Here is a 22,541-nt window from a genome sequence, read left to right as displayed (position 1 = left end):
CCAACTGCCATGATTTCGCCGCATGCCTGACATTTTACCTGTCTTCTCAAACCGTTAGGTGATCACGGCAGATTTCGGAACGTCGCCATCTTTTGTTCGCTCTGAGGGAACTGAAGGGGTACACGGCCATTGTTTTGCGACGTATCAACCGGTACGAGTCAAATGATGCGGTGCACAATAAACAGCGTGGCGGAGTAACTGGGGTGACCCTTCTGCAAATCTACTGGCGAGCTCTCGGTTATCTGGCCGCGGACAGGAAACGCGTCGCGTTGATCTGTTCGGCAAACGTGGCTCTCGCCATCGTAGCGCTTCTCGAGCCGATCATGTTCGGTCGCGTCATCGGCGCCATCTCCGAGCGCGGCTCTGTCTTCACCACGCTGGTCATGTGGGCCGGTCTCGGCGCCTTCAACATCGTTGCTTTCGTCATGGTGGCGCGCGGCGCCGATCGCTTTGCCCATAAGCGGCGCAGCGAGGTGCTTTGCGAGTCGTTCGAGCGCGTTATCACCATGCCGCTCGCCTGGCACCATCAGCACGGCACTTCCAATGCGCTGCACACGATGCTTCGCGCCGTCGAAACCCTGTTCAGCCTTTGGCTTGAATTCATGCGCCAGCATCTGTCCACGGCTGTCGCCCTCGTGCTGTTGGTCCCGACCGCGATCAGCATGGACCTGCGCATGTCGCTGGTGCTGCTTGGCCTCGGTCTGCTGTATGTCGGCATCGGCAGGATGGTCATGCGCCGCACCAAGGCGGGCCAGGCTGCGGTCGAGCGCCATTACCACAAGGTGTTCGCGCATGTGACCGACTCGGTCAGCAACGTTGCGGTGCTGCAGAGCTACAATCGCCTCGGCCACGAGGCCGATACGCTGCGCCGCTACGTCAAGAACCTGCTCGACGCGCAGAACCCTGTCCTCGACTGGTGGGCGCTGGCCAATGCCTTGCACCGTCTGTCATCGGCAATCTCGATGCTGATCGTGTTGTCGATCGGCTCCTATCTTGTCACTCACGGTCAGTTGGGCGTCGGCGACGTCATTGCCTTCACCGGTTTTGCCACGATGTTGATCGCGCGCCTCGACCAGATGTCGGCTTTCGCCAATCAGATTTCCGAGGCCCGTGCCAAGCTCGAGGATTTCTATCATCTCGAGGACTCCGCGGCTGATGCCGCCGAGCCGGACGGGTTGCGCGATCTTGCCAACGTCACCGGCCATGTCCGCTTCGAAAATGTCGGCTTCGAATTCGCCAATTCCGGCCAAGGCATCGACGACGTGTCCTTCGAGGTGCAGGCGGGCCAAACCGTCGCCATCGTGGGTCCGACGGGCGCCGGCAAGACCACGCTCATCAACCTGCTGCAGCGTGTCTTCTCGCCGTCCCATGGCCGTATCCTGATCGACGGCATCGACACCCGCACCGTGACCCGCAAGTCGGTGCGCCATTCGATCGCCACTGTGTTCCAGGATGCCGGCCTGCTCAACCGCTCGATCGAGGACAACATCCGTGTTGGCCGCGCCGATGCAAGCAATGACGAGATCCATGCCGCCGCCAATGCGGCTGCCGCACAGGACTTCATCCTGTCCAAGAGCAATGGCTACGACACGGTGGTTGGCGAACGTGGCGGCCAGCTGTCGGGCGGCGAAAGGCAGCGCATCGCCATTGCCCGCGCCGTGTTGAAGGACGCACCGATCCTGGTGCTGGACGAGGCGACCAGCGCGCTCGACGTCGAGACCGAGGACCGCGTCAAGGAAGCGATCGACGAACTGCGCCGCGACCGCACCACCTTCATCATCGCCCACCGCCTGACCACCGTTCGCGACGCCGATCTGGTCGTGTTCATGGACAAGGGCAGGGTGGTCGAGATGGGCGGCTTCACCGAGCTGTCCCTGCGCAATGGCCGCTTTGCCAGCCTGCTGCGCGCCGGTGGCCTGCTCAATGACGAGGAGGTTCGCCGCCTCAGCCGCACCGTGCAGCAACAGCAGGAAGCGGCTGCCTGATCTTCTTTCTTTACCTTCCCCTTGTGGGAGGTTGGACCATAGGTCCGGGTGGGGATACAGGCGCCACCGCCGCTCCCCCACCCCGCTGCTTCGCAGCGACCCTCGCCACAAGAGGAGGGTGAGAAGACCTGCGACACCACCGCTCGATTGCCCCGAACGCACTGGCGGTCTATGTAGAACCGCATGAGCGACACGACTTCACGTCTGACCGGCTGGATGGATCTTGCCAATCCGACGCGCTTCGTCGGGCTGGCGGACAAGGTCGTGCCCTGGCTGGCCACGATCGCCACACTGACCCTCGCCGTCGGGCTCTATATGAGCTTCGCCGCGCCTGAGGATTTCCAGCAAGGCATCACCGTCCGTATCATGTACATCCACGTGCCTTTCGCCTGGCTGGCCATGATGTGCTACACGCTGATGGCGGTCTCGGCGCTCGGCACGCTGGTCTGGCGTCATCCGCTGGCCGATGTCGCACTGAAATCCGCAGCTCCCATCGGCGCCGTCTTCACCGCGCTGGCGCTGATCACCGGCTCGATCTGGGGCAAGCCGATGTGGGGCACCTGGTGGGTCTGGGATGCGCGTCTGACCTCGGTGTTCGTGCTGTTCCTGATGTATCTCGGCATCATCGCGCTGACCCGCGCGCTCGACGATGCCAGCCGCGCCGCCTGGGCCGCCGCCATCATCACGCTGGTCGGCTTCATCAACATCCCGATCATCAAATTCTCGGTCGACTGGTGGAACACGCTGCATCAGCCGGCCTCGGTGTTCCGCATGGGCGGCTCGACCATCGACCCCAGCCTGCTATGGCCGCTCCTGGTGATGGCGCTGGGCTTCACCGTGCTGTTCTTCGCGCTGCACCTGATGGCGATGCGCACCGAAATCCGCCGCCGCCGGGTGATTGCCATGCGCAGGGTCGCGGCTCGGCAGGCGGAGAGACGCGACTAGGTTTTTCGCCACTCGAATTGCCACAAGCAGCAACCAAACAATGCTGGCAGTGTTGCTGTATAGCAACGAGGTGTCCCAAAAGGTCGCCTCGACTTTGTCCGTCCGTTGACATCTTCCCCTGAACCGAGCCAATTGCCAGTCACTGTTATTGAGCGGGGAATCGACGATGAAACTGCGTTTGCTGGCTGGCGTATCGATACTCGCATCGGGGCTTGGCTGGAGTTCGGCGCACGCCGCCGATGCTATCGTCGACGCCCCGAGGGCCGAGGATCTCTGGTATGTCACGCTGTTTGGCGGTGCCAGCTTCCCCAATGATGTGAAGACGGACTATGATGGTTCTCGGTATTCAGTCGATCTTAATACCGGGTTCGTGATCGGCGGCGCTGTCGGTCGGCGCATCAACGATGTGTTTCGTGTCGAAGGCGAATTGTCCTACGCGCGCTACAAAGCAAGTTCGTTTAGCGGCAGTTACGACGGTGTTGTCTTCAGCTCAGGCGATGCGGCCGGCAATTTGTCAGCGACCTATCTGCTCGCCAATGTCTGGGCCGACGTCGCGCATTTTGGCGATGCCAAGCTCTATGTCGGCGGCGGTATCGGCGCCGCCTACGTTACCGCAGACACGACTTTCGACGGTAACGACTATGGCTATGGGTCTGGTGGCTGGGGCTTCGCCGGCCAGCTGGGCGCCGGTGTGACCTACGCCATAACGCAGAATGTCGACCTCGACTTCGGCTACCGGTTCAAGGCGGTGACAAGCGTGGATCTAGACGACAATGATGGCGGCGGCACATACGAGAATGCCAAGCTGTATTCCCACAATCTCCAGCTAGGCGTCACCCTCAAGTTCTGATTTGATCAGGCTGTCGCGGGCGACCGGGATTTGACGGATGCCGCTCTTGCCCCGCCGGCAGCCCCTGGTCTGCCGGCAATGATCCCAGACTCTCTTCCGGCCGCCGGTGAACCGGTGGAAAAGACCTTGCAGCGCGGCATCGACCTGCAACGGCGCGTCTAAGTATTATTAGCAGCTTCTGTTATGTTGCTGCATTGCAACACGGGTTTCCAAAGGGCGGGACTTTGGCTGTTGTCCTTGACGTTGTCCGCCCCTCAAGCCAAGGTTTCTTGGGTTTACGTATTGCGAGGGGATTCTGTCGTGAAATCACGTCTTTTGGCCGGTGCGTCGGTGATTGCCTTGGGTCTCGGCTGGAGTTCCGCACACGCGGCCGACGCGGTCGTCGATGTTCCGAGGGCCGAGGATCTCTGGTATGTCACGCTGTTTGGCGGTGCCAGCTTTCCCAATCATGTGAAGACGGATTTCTACGCCTACGGTTATTCGGTTGATCTTAAGACCGGGTTCGTGATCGGCGGTGCTGTCGGTCGGCGGATCAATGATACGTTCCGTGTCGAAGGCGAACTGTCCTACGCGCGCTACAAGGCAAGTGGGTATAGCTACAGCGGCCCCTTTGACGCGGGTTCCGGCCCGGCTTCCGGCGATTTGTCGGCCACCTATCTTCTCGCCAATGTCTGGGCCGACGTCGCGCATTTCGGCGATGCCAAGCTCTATGTCGGCGGCGGCATCGGCGCCGCCTATGTTACCGCCGATACTCACTTTGATGGCGCTCCGTATGGCTACGGATCCGGCGGCTGGGGTTTCGCGGGCCAGGTGGGTGCCGGCGTCACCTACGCGCTGACACAGAATGTCGACATTGATTTCGGCTACCGCTTCAAGGCGGTGACCGGCGTCGATCTGGACGACAATGACGGTAGCGGCACGTATGAGAAGGCCAAGCTGTATTCGCACAATGTTCAGGTTGGCGTGACGCTCAAGTTCTGATTTGTTCGGCGTGTCGCAAGCCGCGACCGAGATTTGATCGATGCCGCTCTTGCCGCGCCGGCAGCCCTTGGGTTTGTCGGCACTGTCCCCGATATCGCTTCCGTCCGCCGGCGAGCCGGCGGAGCGGACATTGCAGCGTGGCATTGACCTGCAGCGGGGGAAACGTTTTCGCGAGGCTGAATACTGCTACCAGACGGTGCTTCGCACGCAGCCCAAAAATGCCATGGCGCTGAATCTGATGGGCACTCTGGCCATCGAGGCCGAGCACCATGACGCCGCCATTGCCTATATGGAAAAGGCGGTCAAGCTCGAGCCGGACAATGCCATCTTCCGCAACAATCTCGGCAACGCCTACAATGTCACCGGCGACATCGAGCGCGCCCGCAAACATCTAAAGAAGGCGATTGCGCTTGACGGACGGCTCATCGAAGCCTTGTGCAATCTCGGCCGGTCCTACCGCAGCCAGCTCGAGGGCGACATTGCCGAAGGGTTCTATCGCCGGGCGCTGGCGATCGACAGCCAGTCGCTGACGGCGCTTGCCGGCATGGGCGACCTGCTCACCGACATCGGCCGGCAGGCGGAGGCGGTCGAATGCTTCAGCCGCGTCCTTGCCATCGACCCGGGCCATGTCGAGGCGCTGGCCGGAATGGCGCTGGCGCGCCGGGCGGTCAAGGACGATCCCGCGCTGCCTTTAATACGGGCTCGCCTGGAATTGCCGATGACCACCGATCGCGAGCGGGTGGTTTTGCACCACGCCGCCGGCAAGATGCTCAACGATCAGCGCGAGTATCGCCCGGCTATCCGCCATTTCGCGCAGGCCAAGGCGATTTCCGGCAATGATTTCGACATTGACCGGCACACCCAGCTTTACGACAGCTTCATCGACACTTTCGATGCCGGCTTCTTCGCGGCGCGGCCGAAATTGGGAAATCCGTCGAGACGCCCGGTCTTCATCGTCGGTATGCCACGGTCGGGAACGACGCTGACCGAGCAGATATGCGCCAGCCATCGCGATATCTATGGCGCCGGCGAGTTGGCGACGATTCGTTCATTGGCCGGCGAACTTGGCTTCAACAAGCTCGATCCGGCTGTCTTCACCAAGGCCATGGCAGCGCTCACTCCGGCCAAGGCGAAAGAGCTTGGCTCGAAATATCTCGACGATCTCAAAAAGCGCAACAGCAAGGCGCGGCTTGTCGTCGACAAGATGCCGCATAATTTCGAACTGCTGGCGTTCATCAGCCTCATCTTGCCAAATGCCCGCATCATCCATTGCCGGCGTGACCCGATGGACAATTGCGCCTCCTGTTTCATGCATAATTTTTCCGAGGCGCACGGCTACAATGCCGACCTGACCAAGCTTGGGCAGTATTACCGGCAATATGACCGCCTGATGCACCATTGGGCCAAGGTCATCCCGCTTGATATTCACGACATGCCTTACGAAGAAACGGTGGCCGATTTTGAAAACCGTGCGCGTGGATTGATCGGATTCCTCGGCGTTGAGTGGGACGATGCCTGCCTGCGTTTCAACGAAACCGAGCGCACGGTGCGGACGCCGAGCCGCTGGCAGGTGCGCCAGCCGATCTATTCGTCCTCGGTCGAACGCTGGAAACTGTACGGCGATGCGCTTGATCCGTTGAAGGCCGCGCTGGGTCCGGTTCTTCAACGCTGAGTGCATCTGGCGTTCAGTTCGGGCGCGTCGGTCTCACCCCATCCTTCCGCGCGCCGCCACCGGCAGCGTTTCCAGCACCTTGTCGCCGTCGACCAGATTGACCTCGTTGAACAGGTTTGTGACGACGCAGCAATGGTCGGGCACCACACGCACGCGCTCGCCGATGCGCAGCTTGCCGTCGCCCGAAAGCGTGACGGTGCCGTGCTCCTCGCTCAGGCCCGTCACCCGCGCTCCCGACACGCCGATCAACTCGCCGAAATCGGCGAGACCCAGCGTGTCGCTGGACAGCGCCTTGCTGCCGGCATCAAGGATAGCGCGCGTCGCTGTGGGATGGCTGACCACCGTCGACAGCACCGTCAGCGCGCAGTCGTCGAGGCCGCCGACCCCTTTGGCGACCTGATAGCGGTCGAGATAGATGTAGGTGCCTGGACGATACTCGGTGACAACAGATGCATCGCTTGAGCGCCACATGTCCGGCGTGCCGCCGCTGGAGATGCGTTCGCAGGCGAGCCCTGACGCGGCCAGCGCCTGCTTGGCCCTGGCGAGCCAGGCTTCGGCCTCGGCGGCGCGACCGGCGGCCGGATAGGTCATCAGCCCGCCAAAGGCGAGGCCACCCGCTCTGTCGATCTGTCTTGCCAGCGCAACCGCTTCATCAGCCGACTGCACGCCGCAGCGTCCCATGCCGGTGTCGCATTCGACAAGCACCTGCAAACGATGGCCGGCATCGGTGAAGGTGGTTGCCAGCCCTTCGAGCGTCTCCATGCTGTCCGCTGTCACCGACAGGGTGACGCGCCCGTGCAGCGCCAGAAGCCGTTCCAGCTTGGCGCGCCCGAGGATGTTGTAGGGAAGAAAAATATCGGCCAGCCCGGCGTCGGCCATCACCTCGGCCTCGCCGATCTTCTGGCAGGTGATGCCGACGGCGCCGGCCGCGACCTGCTTCTTCGCCCAGTAAGGGAGTTTGTGCGTCTTGATATGCGGCCTGAGCTTCAGCCCGTTCTTGTCGGCATGCGCCTGGGCGCGGGCAATGTTGACTTCCGCGCGCGCGGCGTCGATCAGGATCGATGGCGTATCGAGGTCGTGGACGGTCGGCATCATCTGTTATCCTGTGAAAATACGCAGGGGTTATGGCCTCGAACGGGCGCGATGTCACGCGGCCAGCGGACCCGATCTGTGGTCCATGCCAAGGCACAAGGCGGCAAATGGATCGACACCGGAACGGCGTTCGGCTATGCGATTTGCCAATGCATGTCGCCCAAAAGTGTGCAGCGGTTTTGGGATCACGACATGCACGCTAACAATCCCAAAGCCGACACGAAGGGACCAGGATCATGAAACGCTCCGCCATCAACGACATCATCCGCGAAGCCGACGCTTTCATCCGCTCTTTCGGCTACATCATGCCGCCCTTCGCCTATTGGTCGCCGCAGGAGGCGAAGGCCCGCCAAGTCGACTCGTCGGCGGTGTTTACCTCGCGGCTCGGCTGGGACATCACCGATTACGGACAGGAGAAGTTCAGGGAACTCGGCCTGTTCCTGTTCACCGTTCGCAACGGCCGCTACGAGGACATGAAGAGGGGCATGGGCATGCTCTATGCCGAGAAGATCATGATCTCGCGCAAGGATCAGCTGTCGCCGATGCACCGCCACAACATCAAGGCCGAGGACATCATCAACCGTGGCGGCGGCAAGCTGGTGCTGGAACTGTTCATGCATGACCGCGACGGTGGCATCGATCCCAAGGCGGAGGTTTCGGTGCCGGTCGACGGAACCATCCACAGGCTGCCTGCGGGCGGACTCCTGAAGCTCGACCCGGGCCAGAGCGTCACGCTGCTGCCCGGCGTCTGGCATGCCTTCTGGGCCGAGGGCAAGGACGTGCTGATCGGCGAGGTCTCGACCGTCAATGACGATCTCACCGACAATGTGTTTCGCGAACCGATCGGGCGTTTTTCCAACATCGACGAGGACGTCGCCCCGGTGCACCTGCTGGTGTCCGACTACGAGAAGTGGCTGGGGTAGGGGGCGCCGCCCACGCCCACGCCAGTCAGACGGCCGAAAGCGGATTAGCTCGTAGCGCCTACCTACTGCGATCCTTGTTCGGCCGATCCTGCCGCTTCGTCCTTGAAGACGACCTTTGTGCCTTTTTGCACTTCGGAGGCGAGGTCTTCGGCATCCCAGTTGGTCAGCCTGATGCAACCATGCGAGAAGGTCTTTCCGATCTTGCCTGGGTCCGGCGTCCCGTGAATGCCATAGCTATCGATGGACAAGTCGATCCAGACCGATCCCACCGGATTGTTTGGTCCGGCAGCGATCGTGAAGGGGCGCTTGGTCTTCACCCCCTTGAAGGCAAACTCGGGATCGTAGTGATAGGTTGGGTGGTGCACCACCCGTTTGACCTCCGCCTGGCCACTCGGCGCGGGCTTCTCCTGGCTCCCGATCGAGGCGGGGTACGTCGCAAGCACTTTGCCGGCAGGGTCGAGCACGCGAACCTGGCGAGCGCTCTTGTCGACCTCGACGTTCGCGATGTCTTGCGGCGGATCACCTCGGGTTACAGCTGGCACCAGCAGCTTTTGCCCCGCCCTCTTGAAGCCGATGCCGGGGTTGAGCCGTTCCAGCAGTTGCTCGCTGATGTGGAAGCGCTCCGCCGTCTTTTCCAAGGCATTGTGATAGGCCAGCCTGGGCAGGCGGGCCATCCTCTCCATGCGCGCCGGAATTCGCTTGGTGAACGGTCCATGCACATCCTTGCGCGTCAACTCGTAAATCTCAAGCGCGGGGCGCGAGGAGGTTGCGACCAGCTTGTCCCATGTCTCGCGGGTGAGCTTGCCGTCGGCAGGCAATCCGTTGGCCGCTTGAAACGCACTGACTGCCCGGGTGAAGTTCTCTGCTTGGCGGCCGTCGATCAGGCCTGGCGAGAAGCGTGCACGATCCAGGAGGATTTGCGCCTTCAGCACGGTCGCACTGACGCCTTTTGCTTCGCTATCGTCAAATTGGGCGTTGTTGACGGTGGCCGCGTCCAGTTTTGCCGCCGCCATTGCATCGCATGCCATGACGAGCATGGCGGCCGCGGCAAGAACGAGCCTGATCATGGGAGGTCACACTCCTGTATGAGCACCTGCTTCTATGACGCCGCACGACCGATCTGGTTCCATTCCCTGCAACTGAGTCCGACTATCGAGTGCCGATGCGCCGCAGCGAACCGGACCAGGAGCACCCGGCGCGGTGCATTGTTGATAAGGGTCCGCCATCATCAAGATGGATGGCGACTCTCGTCAGCGCATGTGTTGGCTTCAAGCCGAAGCGCGGAGACCGGAGCGACAATGGGCCAGGGTCCCATTGAGCGTCTGCTCCATAGGCTCGGTGATCGAGGAGAGCCAGGATGCAATTTCCTGCCCAGAAGAACAAAAGACCGGCTCAACCGGCCGAGGATGAGCGCCAGGCACGGCTTGAGAAAACAGCCAGGCTCAAGCAGCTTCGGTCCTATGCTTCCTGGCTTTCGTCTGACCCAAACGCCCAACTTCACGATGAGATAGACTGCTCCGTGCTGATCGAGGAAGGCGTGGAACGACGCGGCATGGAGCCTTGGCTGATCGGCAGGTGACAACCGGCGGCGAGGATTTCCACCGCCAACGACGATCTGGCCGACAATTTGTTTGGCGAGCCGATCGGCCGCAACAGTAGCGACAGGCTGACTTCGCGTCCGTGCAATGCCCAGACATTGTTCGGATGCCGGGCGCAGCGCTGCACCTTACCGCTCAGGCCCAGGTCGTCGCGATAGACCTGTTCTGCTTCCAGCACGTGGCCTTGGTCGAGAAGCAGCGTGGCCAGCGCATGGCGCGGCGGGTGCCCCAGGGACCATCGGGCAAGTGAGGATCCGTCCGTAGCACCAGTTGAGGCCAATATCGAACCAACGCTGGGTTTCTGTGGAGCGAGTGGAGATGGGGCGGCGGTAGGTGCCGAGGTCGGAGCGGTCCATGTGGTCTCACTCAAATCTTGTGGGACGCGACCCAAGCTGTTGCAGAGCCCTCGCCATCAATGTGTGCCGAAATCCGCAGGCGTGGCAAACGCAACGAGTGCCATTGCTGCTTTGCATTTAGATATTTCCGCCACCTCTGGCTGGCCGTTTGGCCTGCGTTTCGTTTTGCCAGCCGGCGAGCTCAGGCAGGTCGTCCAGCCAACTTTTTTCCGTCATCAGGGCATCGCCGGCCTGCGGAGCAGCCTCGGTGGCGTTTTGAATGAGCCAGTCCATCCACTTCCGATAGGCAACCGGGTCCAACTGGGGCGGCAACACCTTGGCCTTGGCCAACATGCGTTTGCGGAAACTGACCTGCCTGCGGAGTTTGGTCGTCGTGAATTTGATGGCCTTGCCCTGGTATTCGACCGTCCAGCGCTCATCCCCATGGCTGGTCAGCCTGTCGATGGCGAAGCCGACGTCCACCGGCCTATCCCGCCACGGAAGCTCGACCGCATTCTTCCTCAGATCGAGTGCCCATCGCCTGTAGTCGGTCCCGGCACGCTGGGGCGGCAGCACCCCAGCCTGTTCGAGTATCTTCCTGCGGAAGGTCGGCTGCTTCTTGAGCTGGCCTGTCGTCAATTCGATGCGATGCCCACGGAATTCGACATGCCAGCGGATCCTCCCATTGCCGAAATACTTGACCAGCCTGTCGATGACGAACTCGTCTTCGGAGAGCGTCACGCAGCCTTGGCTGATGCGTTCGAGAATGTACTGGCTATCAGTGAGCATGACGCGGCCTCGTGCAGGAGCCTCTCATGAAGCTTCACTAAGGCGCACGCAACGACCAGGCAATCTCGCCTTCCATAATTCCGTCGCACACTGATGACGCCCCGTATCGCTCGCGCTCGCGCGCTCATCCTGATCAGCGGCTTAGGAGCAGCGGCCCGGCGTCGGGGGGGTAGGGGGACTGGCGCCGAGCCTAACCGGCTTGGAGGGGGCAGTGCCGGCTGTCCGAATTATAAGCCTTTTTATGCGTCTCTGCTAATTTAATTGAAGGACCATGTTCCGCTCCCAGGCGCCAGATCGAAGAGGCCAGGAATCCGGTAGGCCTGCATGAAGCATCTGGGCGGCCACCGCGGCAAGGGAGAGCTGCGCCCTGAAACACTGCTGGTCGTTTTCGAGAAATGCTTGGCTGGGGAACCTGGATTCGAACCAGGACTAACGGAGTCAGAGTCCGTGGGTCTACCGTTAACCTATTCCCCAGCAGGCGCGGTCATGAACCGTGCGGGCCGAGCGGGCAAGCCGCTGTGAGCGCTGCCTTGTAGCCGCCAGCGGAAAATAGTCAAGCCTGCTCTGCGGTTCAATGGCACGTTTCGTCAGGTGATTTCTGACGCCACACTTCAGATGCCGGCGTGCGACCGCCAGGTCCAATCCCACGCCTCAAGGTTCGCTCCGGCTGAATTGCGAGCGTTCGAAGAACAGCACCAACCCCAAGCCCAGAATCAGCGGGATGATCAGGTAGAACAGCCGGAACACCAGCAGTGCCGCCAGCACGCCGACCGGATCCATGTCCGACAGGCCAGCGAGAAACACCACCTCGAACACGCCGAGCCCGCCCGGCGCGTGCGATATTTGCGCGATCGAGAAGGAGACGAGGAAGACGCCCAGTATGACGAAGTAGCCGGGATTGTGGGCTTCGGGCAGGGCAAAGAAGATGATCGCGGCGGCGGCCAGCAACTCGATCGGGCCGATCAGCAACTGCCCGGCGACGATCGGCAGCGCCGGATAGTGGAGCTGAAAGCTGGCGATCTTCAGCGGGCGCAGATGCAGCCAGCTGCCGAAGACATAGGCGGCGACGAGCAGCAGCATCGCGATACCGGCCGCTTCCGACAGGCCGTGATGGGCGATGCCGGAAAACCGGTCGAGTACCTCTGGCTCGAACACCAGAACGAGGCCGGAGGCGAGAATCGTAGATAGCACGAAGGTGATCCAGCAGACCGCCACCAGCACGCCGACATCCTGTCCGGTCAGGCCCCTGGTGCCGTAGGCGCGGTAGCGGATGACGGCGCCCGAAAACACCGAACCGCCGATGTTATGCGACAGCGCATAGGTGGTGAAGGAGCAGAGCGTGACGAACAGCCACGACACGCGCTTGCCGATATGCAGGAGCGCGATGTGGTCGTAACCGGCGAGCGAGGCATAGGCGATGATCGAACTCAGCGCGGCAAGAACCCAGCCGCGGGTCGGAATGGCCGTGATGCCGTCCCAGACGTCGTCGAGTGAAACGCCGCGCAATTCGTGCCAGAGCAGCAGCAGCGAGAAGATCACGGCGGCAATGCCGACGACCGGCCAGAAATAGCGCCTCCAGTTCATTGCCTGACTGCCATGCGTTGCGGGTCCGCTTCCTTTTCCGTGGCTGGTGGGAGGCCGGCTGTGCCGGATTCTTCCGCTCATTTCAGAAATGCCTCATCGAAGCCGGCTATTCAACCGCGAACCCTTGTCGCAGCGGCGGCCGGCAAGATTTGTCCGTCGTGAGCGGCCGAAGAGATGCCGGCAGGCGTTGCGCCGGCAACTGCGGCGTGCGGATACATCACGCGGCCGCGCCGGAACGGCGGTCAGCGGCCTGCCGGCAAAATTCGGCATGCGGCTCTTGGTGATCGGGCGCGGCGCTGTTAGTCTGGCGGCAACTTAAAACACTGAAGCGCCTGCTGCGTCCATCATAGGCTCGCGCGGCGCCGGAAGGAACGACAGTGGAAGACCACGACACCGGCGCCGGCGCGCCGGAGGTGGGCGTGTCCAGCGCTTCCCAGGGGTCGGCTGGCCCGGGGAACGCAAGCTGGCAGCAACGCCGCCCGACGGAGTTCCGCTCCGCAGACGGGCAGGCGGGCGACGCACCCCACAAAGGCAAGCCCAAGAAGCGGCGCAAGCGAAGGCGCGGGCGCAAGGTTTTTGCGCGCGACGAAGCGCGTCCTGCGGAGAATCGATCTCCGGCGCCAGGCAAGACCGGTGCCCCGGCGGCGGAGGCCCACAGGCCGGCGGAATCGGCGGTCTCGCCCGCCGCTGTTGTGCCGCGGCCTGAACAAGGCGTCCGTCGGACGCCGGTCCAGGAGCTTCCGGTGTTTGCGGCGCTTGACCTCGGCACCAACAATTGCCGGCTGTTGGTCGCCGTGCCGACACGGCATGGCCAGTTCCGCGTCATCGACGCCTTCTCTCGCATCGTCCGGCTGGGCGAGGGGCTCACCGCCAATGGCCGGCTCGGCCAGCCGGCGATGGACCGCGCGGTCGAGGCGCTGAAAATCTGCGGCGACAAATTGCGCAACCGCAAGATCAGAAAAGCCCGGCTGATCGCCACCGAGGCCTGCCGCACGGCCGAAAACGGCGTCGAGTTCATCGACCGCGTCGAACGCGAGGCTGGCCTGAAGCTCGAGATCATCGACCGCCAGACCGAAGCGCGGCTGGCGGTGTCCGGCTGCGGCTCGCTGGTCGAGCGCGACACCCAAGGCGTCGTCCTGTTCGATATTGGCGGTGGCTCGTCCGAAATCGCGCTCATCGATCTCGCAGGCCGCCGTTCGCCAAGGTTGGCCAATCATATCGTGTCGTGGACGTCGCTGCCGGTCGGCGTCGTCTCGCTGGCCGAGCGCTTTGGCGGCCGCACGGTGACGCGCGAGATCTTCGCCGCCATGGTCGACGATGTCGCCGGCCGGCTGGCCAGCTTCGACGGTCGCGATCGGCTGAGCCATCTCAAGGCCAGCCCGAATTTCCATCTGCTGGGCACGTCCGGAACGGTGACGACGCTCGCCGGTGTCCACCTTGAGCTCGAGCGCTACGATCGCCGCCGTGTCGATGGGCTGTGGATGGACCGCGACAGCGTCGATCGCATGGTCGAAAGACTGGTTGGCTGGGATTTCCAGCAGCGCTGCGCCAACCCTTGCATCGGTGCCGATCGCGCCGATCTGGTACTGGCCGGCTGTGCTATCCTCGAAGCGATCCGCGCCGTATGGCCGTCCGAGCGGCTGCGAGTCGCCGATCGTGGCTTGCGCGAAGGCATTTTGAGCGAATTGATGGCCGATGATGGCGTCTGGCGCAATGATGGGCGTGGCAGAGCGTGAACAGTGGGGGAAGCCGTTCACCAAACGCGCAGACGAAAAACGACCAAAACTCGGCGAGTTAGAAAACTCAGACCAGAAATCAGGCAATGACCAAGAAACCGGAAAAACCAGGATCAGCCAGCATTCGTGTGCTGAAGACGCGGATCAAGAAGAAGAGCGGGCTGAAGGAATCGTCGCGCCGCTGGCTGCAGCGCCACATCAACGATCCTTATGTCCAGCGTTCCAAGGCTGATGGCTATCGGTCGCGCGCGGCCTACAAGCTGATCGAGATCGACGACAAGCATCATCTGCTGAAACCCGGCATGAAGGTGATCGATCTCGGCGCCGCCCCCGGCGGCTGGTGCCAGGTTGCCGCCGCGCGGACGAAATCGACGGCCGACAAGCCGCATGTCATCGGCATCGACTATCTCGAAATGGACGCCGTGCCCGGCGCACCGGTGCTGCTGATGGATTTCCTCGATCCGGCAGCGCCGCAGAAGCTGGCCGAGGCGCTGGGTGGGGATCCCGATATCGTGCTGTCAGACATGGCGGCACCGACCACCGGCCACAAGCGGACCGACCATATCCGCACCATGCATCTGTGCGAGGTGGCCGCCGATTTCGCGCTGTCGGTGCTGAAGCCGGGCGGGCATTTCCTTGCCAAGACCTTCCAGGGCGGCGCCGAAAACGAGCTGCTCTCCATGCTCAAGAAGAACTTCCGCTCCGTCCATCACGTCAAGCCGCCGGCGTCGCGGGATGAATCGGTCGAACTCTATTTGTTGGCCAAGGATTTTAAGGGGCGGGAGCCGCCGTCAGGCGAATCGGGCCGCCCAGAAGGCGAGCCCGAAGCGTAGGCTGCCATCAGTTGCCGGGTGGGCTCACCGTTTCCAGCGTCTTGGGTGTTGTCAGCCGGCCGTGACCGGAGATAGCGTTGCCAGCATCGGGCGCCAGCCGGACGAAGGACAGCGATGCCGCCGCCGAGACCGCTGCAACGATGAAGAAGGCAATGTGGAAGTCGTCCAGCGACAGCGGGCCGGCATGGATTGACGTCGATACTTCCAGGATTCCGCCGGCCAGCGCCACGCCGAGCGCGACCGACAACTGCTGGAACACTGCTGTAATCGGCGTCGCCTTGCTGGTGTCTTCAGCCGAAACCTCGGCATAGGCGAGCGCATTGACGCCAGTGAAGAACATCGAGCGGATGAAGCCGCCGACGAGCAGCATGGCCAGCATCAAGAGATAGGGTGTGTCGGGTGTGAACAGGCCGTTGATGGCGATCGAGGCCGCGGCGACCAGCGAACCGACAACCAGAACGCGGCGGAAGCCGGCGACGCGGAAGATCAGCGCGGTGACGAATTTCATGCCGATGGCGCCGATTGCAGAGACGAAGGTGATCATGCCGGACTGGAACGGCGTCAGCCCAAAGCCGATTTGGAACATCAGCGGCAGCAGGAACGGCACAGCACCAATGCCGATGCGGAACAGCCCGCCGCCAAGCACCGAGGAGCGGAACACCTGGTTGCGGAACAATTCGAGCGCCAGAAGCGGGTTTTTGGCGCGGCGTGCGTGCAAGAGGTAAAGCCCACCCGACAGCAGGCCAACCGCTACGGTGATGAGCCCGATGATTGGCGGCAGATAGGGCAAGCTGACCACCGACAGGCCGAACACCACGCCGGATGCCGCCAGCCCGCTCAGCACGAAGCCGATGAAATCAAGTGGCGGGGTCTGCGCGGGTTCGGTCTCCGGCAGGAAACGGGTCGCCAGCCAGATGCCGACCACGCCGATCGGCACATTGATCAGGAAGATCCAGTGCCAGGTGAAGTAGGTGGTGATGAAGCCGCCGACGGGCGGCCCGACCAGTGGCCCGACCAGTGCCGGAATGGTCAGCCAGGACATTGCCGCGACGAGTTCGCTTTTCGGTGTCGCGCGCACCAGCACCAGCCGCCCGACCGGTGTCATCATGGCGCCGCCAATGCCTTGCAGGAATCGCGAGACCACGAAAGCCGGCAGCGAACCGGAGAGCGCGCAGGCGATCGAGCCGACGATGAAGACGGCGATTGCGGCGCGAAACACGTGCTTGGCGCCGAACCGATCGGCCATCCAGCCGCTGACCGGAATGAAGATCGCCAGCGAGACCAGATAGGCGGTCAGCGCCAGCTTGAGCGCGATCGGGCTGGTGTGGATATCGACGGCAATCGCCGGCAGCGATGTGGCGATAACAGTCGAATCCATGTTTTCCATGAAAAGGGCGACCGCCAGAATGAGCGGGATGGTGCGGTTCAAGGAACGCGTCCAGACTTGAATGTTGTGTTGCCGGTTGCATGTCGGCCTTGAGGCGGGCGGTTACCATGCCTTCGCCGGGATGTCGCATTAATTTGCTGTCACTTTTGTGCGACCGGCAACCACAGGTGGCATCCCTTCGCCGAAAAGTCACCTTTCCGGGAGCGTGAAATCATCGGCTTTTCATCGGCGCTTGGACGTGGTACCAGCCAGCGCCAATCCTGAAAGGGAAGAAACGAGTCGGCGCTGTCCATTCCGGTCCAGCGCTTTTTTGTATTCCCCCACCGCGTTTTATAGGGCTGGCCATGGCAAAAATCATCGAAACGTCCACCGGCGCATTGGCGCTGACCTTTGACGACGTGCTGCTGCAGCCGGGTCATTCCGAGGTCATGCCTGGCGAGACCGATGTGCGCACGCGGATCGCCGGCGACATCGACCTCAACGTGCCGATCCTCTCGGCGGCGATGGACACCGTCACCGAGGCGCGGCTTGCCATCGCCATGGCCCAGGCCGGCGGCATTGGCGTCATCCACCGCAATTTCTCGCCGGCCGAACAGGCCGAGCAGGTGCGGCAGGTCAAGAAATTCGAATCCGGCATGGTGGTCAATCCCGTCACCATCGGCCCCGACGCGACGCTCGCCGACGCGCTGGGCCTGATGCGCAGCTATTCGATCTCCGGCATTCCGGTGGTCGAGAACGGCGGCAGCGGCGGCCACAAGATCGGCCGGCTGATCGGCATCCTGACCAATCGCGACGTGCGCTTTGCGTCCGATCCGGCGCAGAAGGTCCATGAACTGATGACCCGTGACAACCTGATCACCGTCAAGGAGAACGTCGACCAGGACGAAGCCAAGCGGCTTCTGCATCAGCACCGCATCGAAAAGCTGGTGGTTGTCGACAGGCAGGGCAATTGCGTCGGGCTGATCACCGTCAAGGACATCGAGAAGTCGCAGCTCAACCCGAACGCCTCCAAGGACTCGCAGGGCCGCTTGCGCGCCGCCGCCGCCACCAGCGTCGGCGATGACGGTTTCGAGCGCGCCGAACGCCTCATCGATGCTGGCGTCGACCTTCTGGTGATCGACACCGCGCATGGTCACTCACAACGCGTGCTCGACGCCGTCACGCGGGCGAAAAAACTATCTAACTCGGTCCGCATCCTGGCCGGCAACGTCGCCACCGCCGCGGGCACGCAGGCGCTGATCGACGCCGGTGCGGACGCCGTCAAGGTCGGCATCGGCCCGGGTTCCATCTGCACCACCCGTATCGTTGCCGGCGTCGGCGTGCCGCAGCTCTCGGCCATAATGTCGGCGGTCGAAACGGCGCACAAATCAGGCGTCTCGGTGATCGCCGATGGCGGCATCAAATATTCCGGTGATCTGGCCAAGGCGCTTGCCGCCGGCGCCAGTGCCGCCATGATCGGCTCGCTGCTGGCCGGCACCGACGAAAGCCCGGGCGAGGTCTATCTGCACCAGGGCCGCTCCTTCAAGGCCTATCGCGGCATGGGCTCGGTCGGCGCCATGGCCCGCGGCTCCGCCGATCGCTACTTCCAGGCCGAGGTGCGCGACACGCTGAAACTGGTCCCGGAAGGCATCGAAGGACAGGTTCCCTACAAAGGACCTGTGTCTGGCGTGCTGCACCAGCTTGCGGGCGGCCTGAAAGCGGCTATGGGTTATGTTGGTGGCCGCGACCTTGCCGATTTCCGCGAGCGCGCCACCTTTGTGCGCATATCCAATGCCGGACTTCGTGAAAGCCACGCCCATGACGTCACGATTACCCGCGAAAGCCCGAACTATCCCGGCGGAGCCTGACCAGTACGGGCTCGGGCGGAGCCTGACAGCGACGATCCTGCGGCTGTCGCGCCACGCGGGCGCACTCTGTTTCCTGTCGGCGGTGGTTTTCATCGCCATGACGGCGCTGGAATTCTTCTATTTCCGCCAGTTGAGCGGCGGCTTGCCGTCACTCGACATGCGTGTTTTCGGTTTCACGCCCGACGAAGGCATGGCCTGGCTGACGGCGCTCGGCCGGCGCGGCGGCGAGATCATTCTCGTCTGGCACTATCTGACCTTCGATCTGTTGTTCCCGGCGCTGCTGTCGGTGACGCTGGTCAGCCTGATCCTGGCCACCGGCCGGCGATTGAGGGCTTTCCGCGTGCTGCCGGCGCAGCTGCAGTCGATCTTCGCGCTGGTCCTGGTGCTGCCCTACACGCTTGCCGACTACGCCCAGAACATCGCGGTAGCGCGGCTTCTGTCCGATTTCCTGTCGGCGAACCCGGACTCGCTGTCTTTGGCTTCGGCGCTCACCGTCACCAAATTCGCGCTTTTCGCCATCCCGGTGATCGTCATTGCCGCCTTCTGGCTGGCAGGCCAGAAACGCCAGGCCTGATGCCGCGCGGAAAGCACAGCCGCATAGGGGACACTTCATGAACCAGACCACGATTTTCTGGCCTGTTCTGGCGCATGTGCTGCTGATCTACATCGTCTACTGCGTCCTGGGTCGTCGTAGATACGGGGCAATCAGGTCAGGCGAGGCGAAGCGCGGTCAGTTCAAGGTGCGTTCGACCGAGCCGACCTCCAGCGTCACCGTTGCCGCCAATCTCACCAACCAGTTCGAACTGCCGGTGCTGTTCTATGTGCTGTGCCTGACGCTGCACCTGACCAACGGCGTCAACTATCTGACCCTGGCGCTGATGTGGATATTCGTCGCGTCGCGCTATTTCCATGCCTGGGTTCACCTGACCAGCAACAATCTGCTGCTGCGCAGCCGGTCATTCTTCGTCAGTGCGGTGATTCTCCTGCTGGGATGGATCTGGCTCGCGCTGCACCTGCTCGGCGTGGTTTGATCAGACAGTTCTGCCTTCTCCCCAACGCGGGAGAAGGAAAGAACGCTCGTCTACAGGTCGAACACCGCGATCTTGCGCTTGTCGAACTTGATGCCGATCTCGCCGCGCACCAGCTTGAGCGCAGCCTCGCCGAACACCGCGCGCCGCCAGCCCTGCAGGGCCGGTACGTCGGCTTCCTCGCCCTCGGCGGCGATACGGTCGATGTCGTCGCTGGAGGCCAGCACCTTCGAGGCGACGCCTTCCTTTTCGGCGACGATCCGCAGCAGCACCTTCAACAGTTCCGCCGCGGCGCTCGAGCCCTCGGGCGGCTGGAAACTCTTTGGCAATTTCGGCATCTGCTCCTTGGGCAAGGCAAGTGCGGTGTTGACCGCGCCGAGCAGCGCCGTCGCCGTCGAGGAGCGCTCCCAGCCCTTCGGCGTCGTGCGCAGCTTGCCAAGGGCAGCCGCGTCGCGCGGCGCCTGCTGCGCCACCTCGTAGATCGCGTCGTCCTTGAGCACGCGGCCGCGCGGCACGTCGCGTTCGCGCGCCTCGCGCTCGCGCCACGCCGCAACGCCCTGCACGATCGCCAGTTCCTGCGGCTTGCGCAGCCGCATCTTCAGCCGCTTCCAGGCGTCCTCGGGATGCGGGTCATAGGTCTCGCGCGAGGTCAGGACCTCCATTTCCTCATTGAGCCAATGGGCGCGGTTTTCCCGCTCCAGCTCGGCGCTGAGGTGTTGATAGACCTCGATCAGATGGGTGACGTCGGCCAGCGCGTAGTCGAGCTGCTTGTCGGAAAGCGGCCGGTGGCGCCAGTCGGTGAAGCGCGACGACTTGTCGAGCCGCGCGCCGGTGATGCGCTGCACGAGCTGATCATAGGAAACGCTGTCGCCGAAGCCGCAGACCATCGCCGCCACTTGCGTGTCGAACACTGGATGCGGAACCAGATCGCCGAGATGGACGATGATTTCGATGTCTTGGCGCGCGGCGTGGAAGACTTTGACCACCGCTTCATTGGCCATCAGCCTGAAGAACGGCTTCAGGTCGATATCGGGCGACAGCGGATCGATCAGCGCCGTCACGCCGGGAGCGGCCATCTGGATCAGGCACAGGATCGGCCAAAACGTCGTTTCTCGAATGAATTCGGTGTCGACAGTGACGAAATCCGACTTTTCGAAAGCGGCGAGAACGGTCTCGAGTTCTTTCTGGGTGGTGATGACGTGCATCAAATCGCTTTTGGCAGGAGTAAGGTCTTCCTAGATTTCAGCCGGCGGGGCTTTCGTCAAGCTTTGGCACCGCCATCATTAGGTTCCCGGACCATCGGAATCGCCGTTTCTCCTGGCCAGCCGCGCGAAAACCGTGGAAGTGCGCAGAAGCGCGGTGAAGCGGCCGCGCCTGCCTGCCGGCACGCCGGACCGAGCCTGCATGCGGTAGAGGATGACGGCGATGAAGATCGCATAGACCACCGCGCTGAATACAAACAGGGCGCCCGGTCCGAAATACTGCATCGCCGTCGACGCGGCGAACGGCCCGCCAATTGCGCCGAAGGAATAGAACAACATCAGCGCCGCGTTGATCAGCACGAACTCGCCGGTGTCGGCGCGATCGTTGGAATGCGCCGCCGACAGCGAATAGAGCGGCATGGCGAAACAGCCGAAGATGAAGATGAAGATGAAGTTGAGCGCCGGATTGCTGCCGGCGATGAACACCAGTGCCAGCGCTGAAAGCATCGCGCAGCACGTCGTCATCAGCAGCACCCGGCGCCGGTCCCAGCGGTCGGAGAGATAGCCGAGCGGATACTGGATGATGGCGCCGCCGAAGATGCCGACGCTGACGAAGGTGACGACATCGGCGACCGACATGCCGATCTGCTCGGCATAGACCGGCGACAAGGTGCGAAAGGCGCTGTTGGTGACGCCGACGGCGATGCAGCCGAAGCAGCCCAGCGGCGAAATCCGCCAGACGCGCGCCAGGTCGAGCTTGACCTCCTCGGGCGGCGTCGGATTGGAGCGGTCGCCGAGCGAGACCGGCACCAGTGAGAGCGTGATCATCATCGACATGATGGCGAAGAGGGCGAAACCGCCGGCGCCGAAGATCGGGATCAGGAACTGGGCTGATGTCACCGAACCAATATCGACCATCCGGTAGATCGCCAGCACGCGCGCACGGTCGTGATTGCTGACGCCGGAATTCAGCCAGCTTTCCACGATCGTGAACAGCCCGGCGAAACAGAACCCCCCGGCAAAGCGCACCGCGCACCACATCACCGGATCGATCACCAGCACCAGGAGCAAGGTGCCGACCGAGGCGATTGCCGCCAGCGCCGAAAATGCCCTGATATGGCCGACGGCCTTCATGATGCGGGTGATGGCCAGGCAGCCGAGCAGGAAGCCGGCGAAGTAGAAGGTGCCCATCAGCCCGATGTCGGAAGCCGAAAACCCTTCCTGCGCGCCGCGCAGCGCGATCAGCGTGCTCTGCAGCCCATTGCCGCCGAGCAGTATGCCGGCGGCGAGAAGGAGCGGGATCATCGGGCGGATGGAGGACATGAAGGGGTAATCACGTGTCGGTGATCCCTTCTTGAACCATCGCCTTGGCCAATGCCAGCGGCAATTCCCGGCAAACTACAGCGAGATATGTCCAATTCCTCGTGGAAGGTCCAAACGCTTATGAACCGGCCGTCGTTTAGGTCCTTGCAGCAGAGGGTAAGGATTACCCTTTGTTGCCGACGGTCGCGTGCAACCAAGCGCCTTGAACCGCGCCCAATCGTCTATGCGAGCCGCGTCAAGCAGGTTGAAGATGCGGCGACGCTCTTGAGATGTCAGAAAGAGCTTTTGGTCTTGCATATCCTGATCTCATTGCCGCAAACGTGGGGGTAAAGGATATCGCTATCCATTGTGCCGCCCAAGTTTACAACTGATGGCCTGCCCAACGCCGCTTGCCTTGACAAATCCGGCCTCCCATGCGCTTTTCGCGCAAA

18 protein-coding genes, 1 tRNA gene and 1 pseudogene are annotated in these 22,541 nt (G+C 62.6%); 11 read left to right on the top strand and 9 right to left on the bottom strand.

Going from position 1 to position 22,541, the window contains the following annotated elements:
- The first annotated feature begins 203 nt into the window (after nucleotides 1-203).
- The 5 genes from LB558_RS02085 (at nucleotide 204) to LB558_RS02065 (ending at nucleotide 6,433) form a co-directional block, all read left to right on the top strand.
- Nucleotides 204-1,985: a glucan ABC transporter ATP-binding protein/ permease gene (locus tag LB558_RS02085; RefSeq protein WP_127258082.1), complete on the top strand. Its 1,782-nt coding sequence runs from the start codon at nucleotides 204-206 to the stop codon at nucleotides 1,983-1,985.
- Between the two features lie 183 nt (nucleotides 1,986-2,168).
- Complete coding sequence (locus LB558_RS02080; protein WP_224695965.1) at nucleotides 2,169-2,930, top strand: heme ABC transporter permease; 762 nt, start codon at nucleotides 2,169-2,171, stop codon at nucleotides 2,928-2,930.
- Nucleotides 2,931-3,096: 166 nt separating this feature from the next.
- Nucleotides 3,097-3,780: an outer membrane protein gene (locus LB558_RS02075; RefSeq protein WP_224695963.1), complete on the top strand. Its 684-nt coding sequence runs from the start codon at nucleotides 3,097-3,099 to the stop codon at nucleotides 3,778-3,780.
- A gap of 300 nt (nucleotides 3,781-4,080) precedes the next feature.
- Nucleotides 4,081-4,761, top strand: a complete 681-nt coding sequence (locus LB558_RS02070) for an outer membrane protein (RefSeq protein WP_224695961.1) — start codon at nucleotides 4,081-4,083, stop codon at nucleotides 4,759-4,761.
- A 130-nt stretch (nucleotides 4,762-4,891) separates the two neighbouring features.
- Nucleotides 4,892-6,433, top strand: coding sequence for a tetratricopeptide repeat-containing sulfotransferase family protein (locus tag LB558_RS02065; protein ID WP_224695960.1), 1,542 nt, complete (start codon nucleotides 4,892-4,894; stop codon nucleotides 6,431-6,433).
- Between the two features lie 33 nt (nucleotides 6,434-6,466).
- On the opposite strand, the gene LB558_RS02060 is transcribed toward LB558_RS02065, so the two are convergent.
- Nucleotides 6,467-7,525 carry a D-TA family PLP-dependent enzyme gene (locus LB558_RS02060; RefSeq protein ID WP_224696219.1) on the bottom strand — a complete coding sequence of 353 codons (1,059 nt, stop codon included), beginning with the start codon at nucleotides 7,523-7,525 and terminating at the stop codon, nucleotides 6,467-6,469.
- Nucleotides 7,526-7,761: 236 nt separating this feature from the next.
- On the opposite strand from LB558_RS02060, the gene LB558_RS02055 reads away from it, so the two are divergent.
- A complete protein-coding gene (locus LB558_RS02055) occupies nucleotides 7,762-8,448 on the top strand; it encodes a D-lyxose/D-mannose family sugar isomerase (RefSeq protein WP_224695959.1) in 687 nt (228 codons plus the stop codon).
- Nucleotides 8,449-8,510: 62 nt separating this feature from the next.
- Here LB558_RS02055 and LB558_RS02050 read toward each other — a convergent pair whose 3' ends face one another.
- The 5 genes and pseudogenes from LB558_RS02050 to LB558_RS02030 all read right to left on the bottom strand — a co-directional run bounded on the left by LB558_RS02050 (nucleotide 8,511) and on the right by LB558_RS02030 (nucleotide 12,754).
- Nucleotides 8,511-9,515 (bottom strand): L,D-transpeptidase family protein, encoded by a 1,005-nt coding sequence (locus LB558_RS02050; protein WP_224695958.1) that lies wholly within the window; start codon nucleotides 9,513-9,515, stop codon nucleotides 8,511-8,513.
- Nucleotides 9,516-9,945: 430 nt separating this feature from the next.
- Nucleotides 9,946-10,284 (bottom strand): annotated as a pseudogene (locus tag LB558_RS02045) (hypothetical protein); the annotation flags it as partial.
- A gap of 235 nt (nucleotides 10,285-10,519) precedes the next feature.
- Nucleotides 10,520-11,170: a hypothetical protein gene (locus LB558_RS02040; RefSeq protein WP_224695957.1), complete on the bottom strand. Its 651-nt coding sequence runs from the start codon at nucleotides 11,168-11,170 to the stop codon at nucleotides 10,520-10,522.
- A gap of 400 nt (nucleotides 11,171-11,570) precedes the next feature.
- A tRNA-Gln gene (locus LB558_RS02035) sits at nucleotides 11,571-11,644 on the bottom strand.
- A 177-nt stretch (nucleotides 11,645-11,821) separates the two neighbouring features.
- Complete coding sequence (locus LB558_RS02030; protein ID WP_224695956.1) at nucleotides 11,822-12,754, bottom strand: lysylphosphatidylglycerol synthase domain-containing protein; 933 nt, start codon at nucleotides 12,752-12,754, stop codon at nucleotides 11,822-11,824.
- 377 nt (nucleotides 12,755-13,131) lie between these two features.
- Between LB558_RS02030 and LB558_RS02025 the strand changes: the two genes are divergently transcribed.
- Both LB558_RS02025 and LB558_RS02020 read left to right on the top strand, forming a co-directional pair.
- Entirely contained in the window at nucleotides 13,132-14,490 is a 1,359-nt protein-coding gene (locus LB558_RS02025) for a Ppx/GppA phosphatase family protein (RefSeq protein WP_224695954.1), read from the top strand.
- An 86-nt stretch (nucleotides 14,491-14,576) separates the two neighbouring features.
- Nucleotides 14,577-15,323 (top strand): RlmE family RNA methyltransferase, encoded by a 747-nt coding sequence (locus LB558_RS02020; RefSeq protein ID WP_127258102.1) that lies wholly within the window; start codon nucleotides 14,577-14,579, stop codon nucleotides 15,321-15,323.
- A gap of 7 nt (nucleotides 15,324-15,330) precedes the next feature.
- Here LB558_RS02020 and LB558_RS02015 read toward each other — a convergent pair whose 3' ends face one another.
- Entirely contained in the window at nucleotides 15,331-16,752 is a 1,422-nt protein-coding gene (locus LB558_RS02015; protein WP_224695952.1) for an MFS transporter, read from the bottom strand.
- 302 nt (nucleotides 16,753-17,054) lie between these two features.
- Between LB558_RS02015 and guaB the strand changes: the two genes are divergently transcribed.
- The 3 genes from guaB to LB558_RS02000 are packed head-to-tail and all read left to right on the top strand — an operon-like array spanning nucleotide 17,055 to nucleotide 19,588.
- Complete coding sequence (gene guaB, locus LB558_RS02010; RefSeq protein ID WP_224695951.1) at nucleotides 17,055-18,557, top strand: IMP dehydrogenase; 1,503 nt, start codon at nucleotides 17,055-17,057, stop codon at nucleotides 18,555-18,557.
- Nucleotides 18,508-19,131, top strand: a complete 624-nt coding sequence (locus tag LB558_RS02005; RefSeq protein ID WP_224695949.1) for a hypothetical protein — start codon at nucleotides 18,508-18,510, stop codon at nucleotides 19,129-19,131. Before guaB ends, LB558_RS02005 begins: the two co-directional genes overlap by 50 nt.
- A 37-nt stretch (nucleotides 19,132-19,168) precedes the next feature.
- Nucleotides 19,169-19,588 carry an MAPEG family protein gene (locus tag LB558_RS02000; RefSeq protein ID WP_224695947.1) on the top strand — a complete coding sequence of 140 codons (420 nt, stop codon included), beginning with the start codon at nucleotides 19,169-19,171 and terminating at the stop codon, nucleotides 19,586-19,588.
- A 50-nt stretch (nucleotides 19,589-19,638) separates the two neighbouring features.
- On the opposite strand, the gene rnd is transcribed toward LB558_RS02000, so the two are convergent.
- Nucleotides 19,639-20,790 (bottom strand): ribonuclease D, encoded by a 1,152-nt coding sequence (gene rnd, locus LB558_RS01995; RefSeq protein WP_224695946.1) that lies wholly within the window; start codon nucleotides 20,788-20,790, stop codon nucleotides 19,639-19,641.
- A gap of 78 nt (nucleotides 20,791-20,868) precedes the next feature.
- A complete protein-coding gene (locus LB558_RS01990; RefSeq protein WP_224695944.1) occupies nucleotides 20,869-22,110 on the bottom strand; it encodes an MFS transporter in 1,242 nt (413 codons plus the stop codon).
- Nucleotides 22,111-22,541: the final 431 nt, after the last annotated feature.

The sequence above is a fragment of the Mesorhizobium sp. CO1-1-8 genome, from assembly GCF_020164875.1.
Lineage (GTDB): Bacteria > Pseudomonadota > Alphaproteobacteria > Rhizobiales > Rhizobiaceae > Mesorhizobium.
Note: the sequence above shows the minus strand (reverse complement) of the source record. Positions and strands in the feature narration are given on the sequence as shown.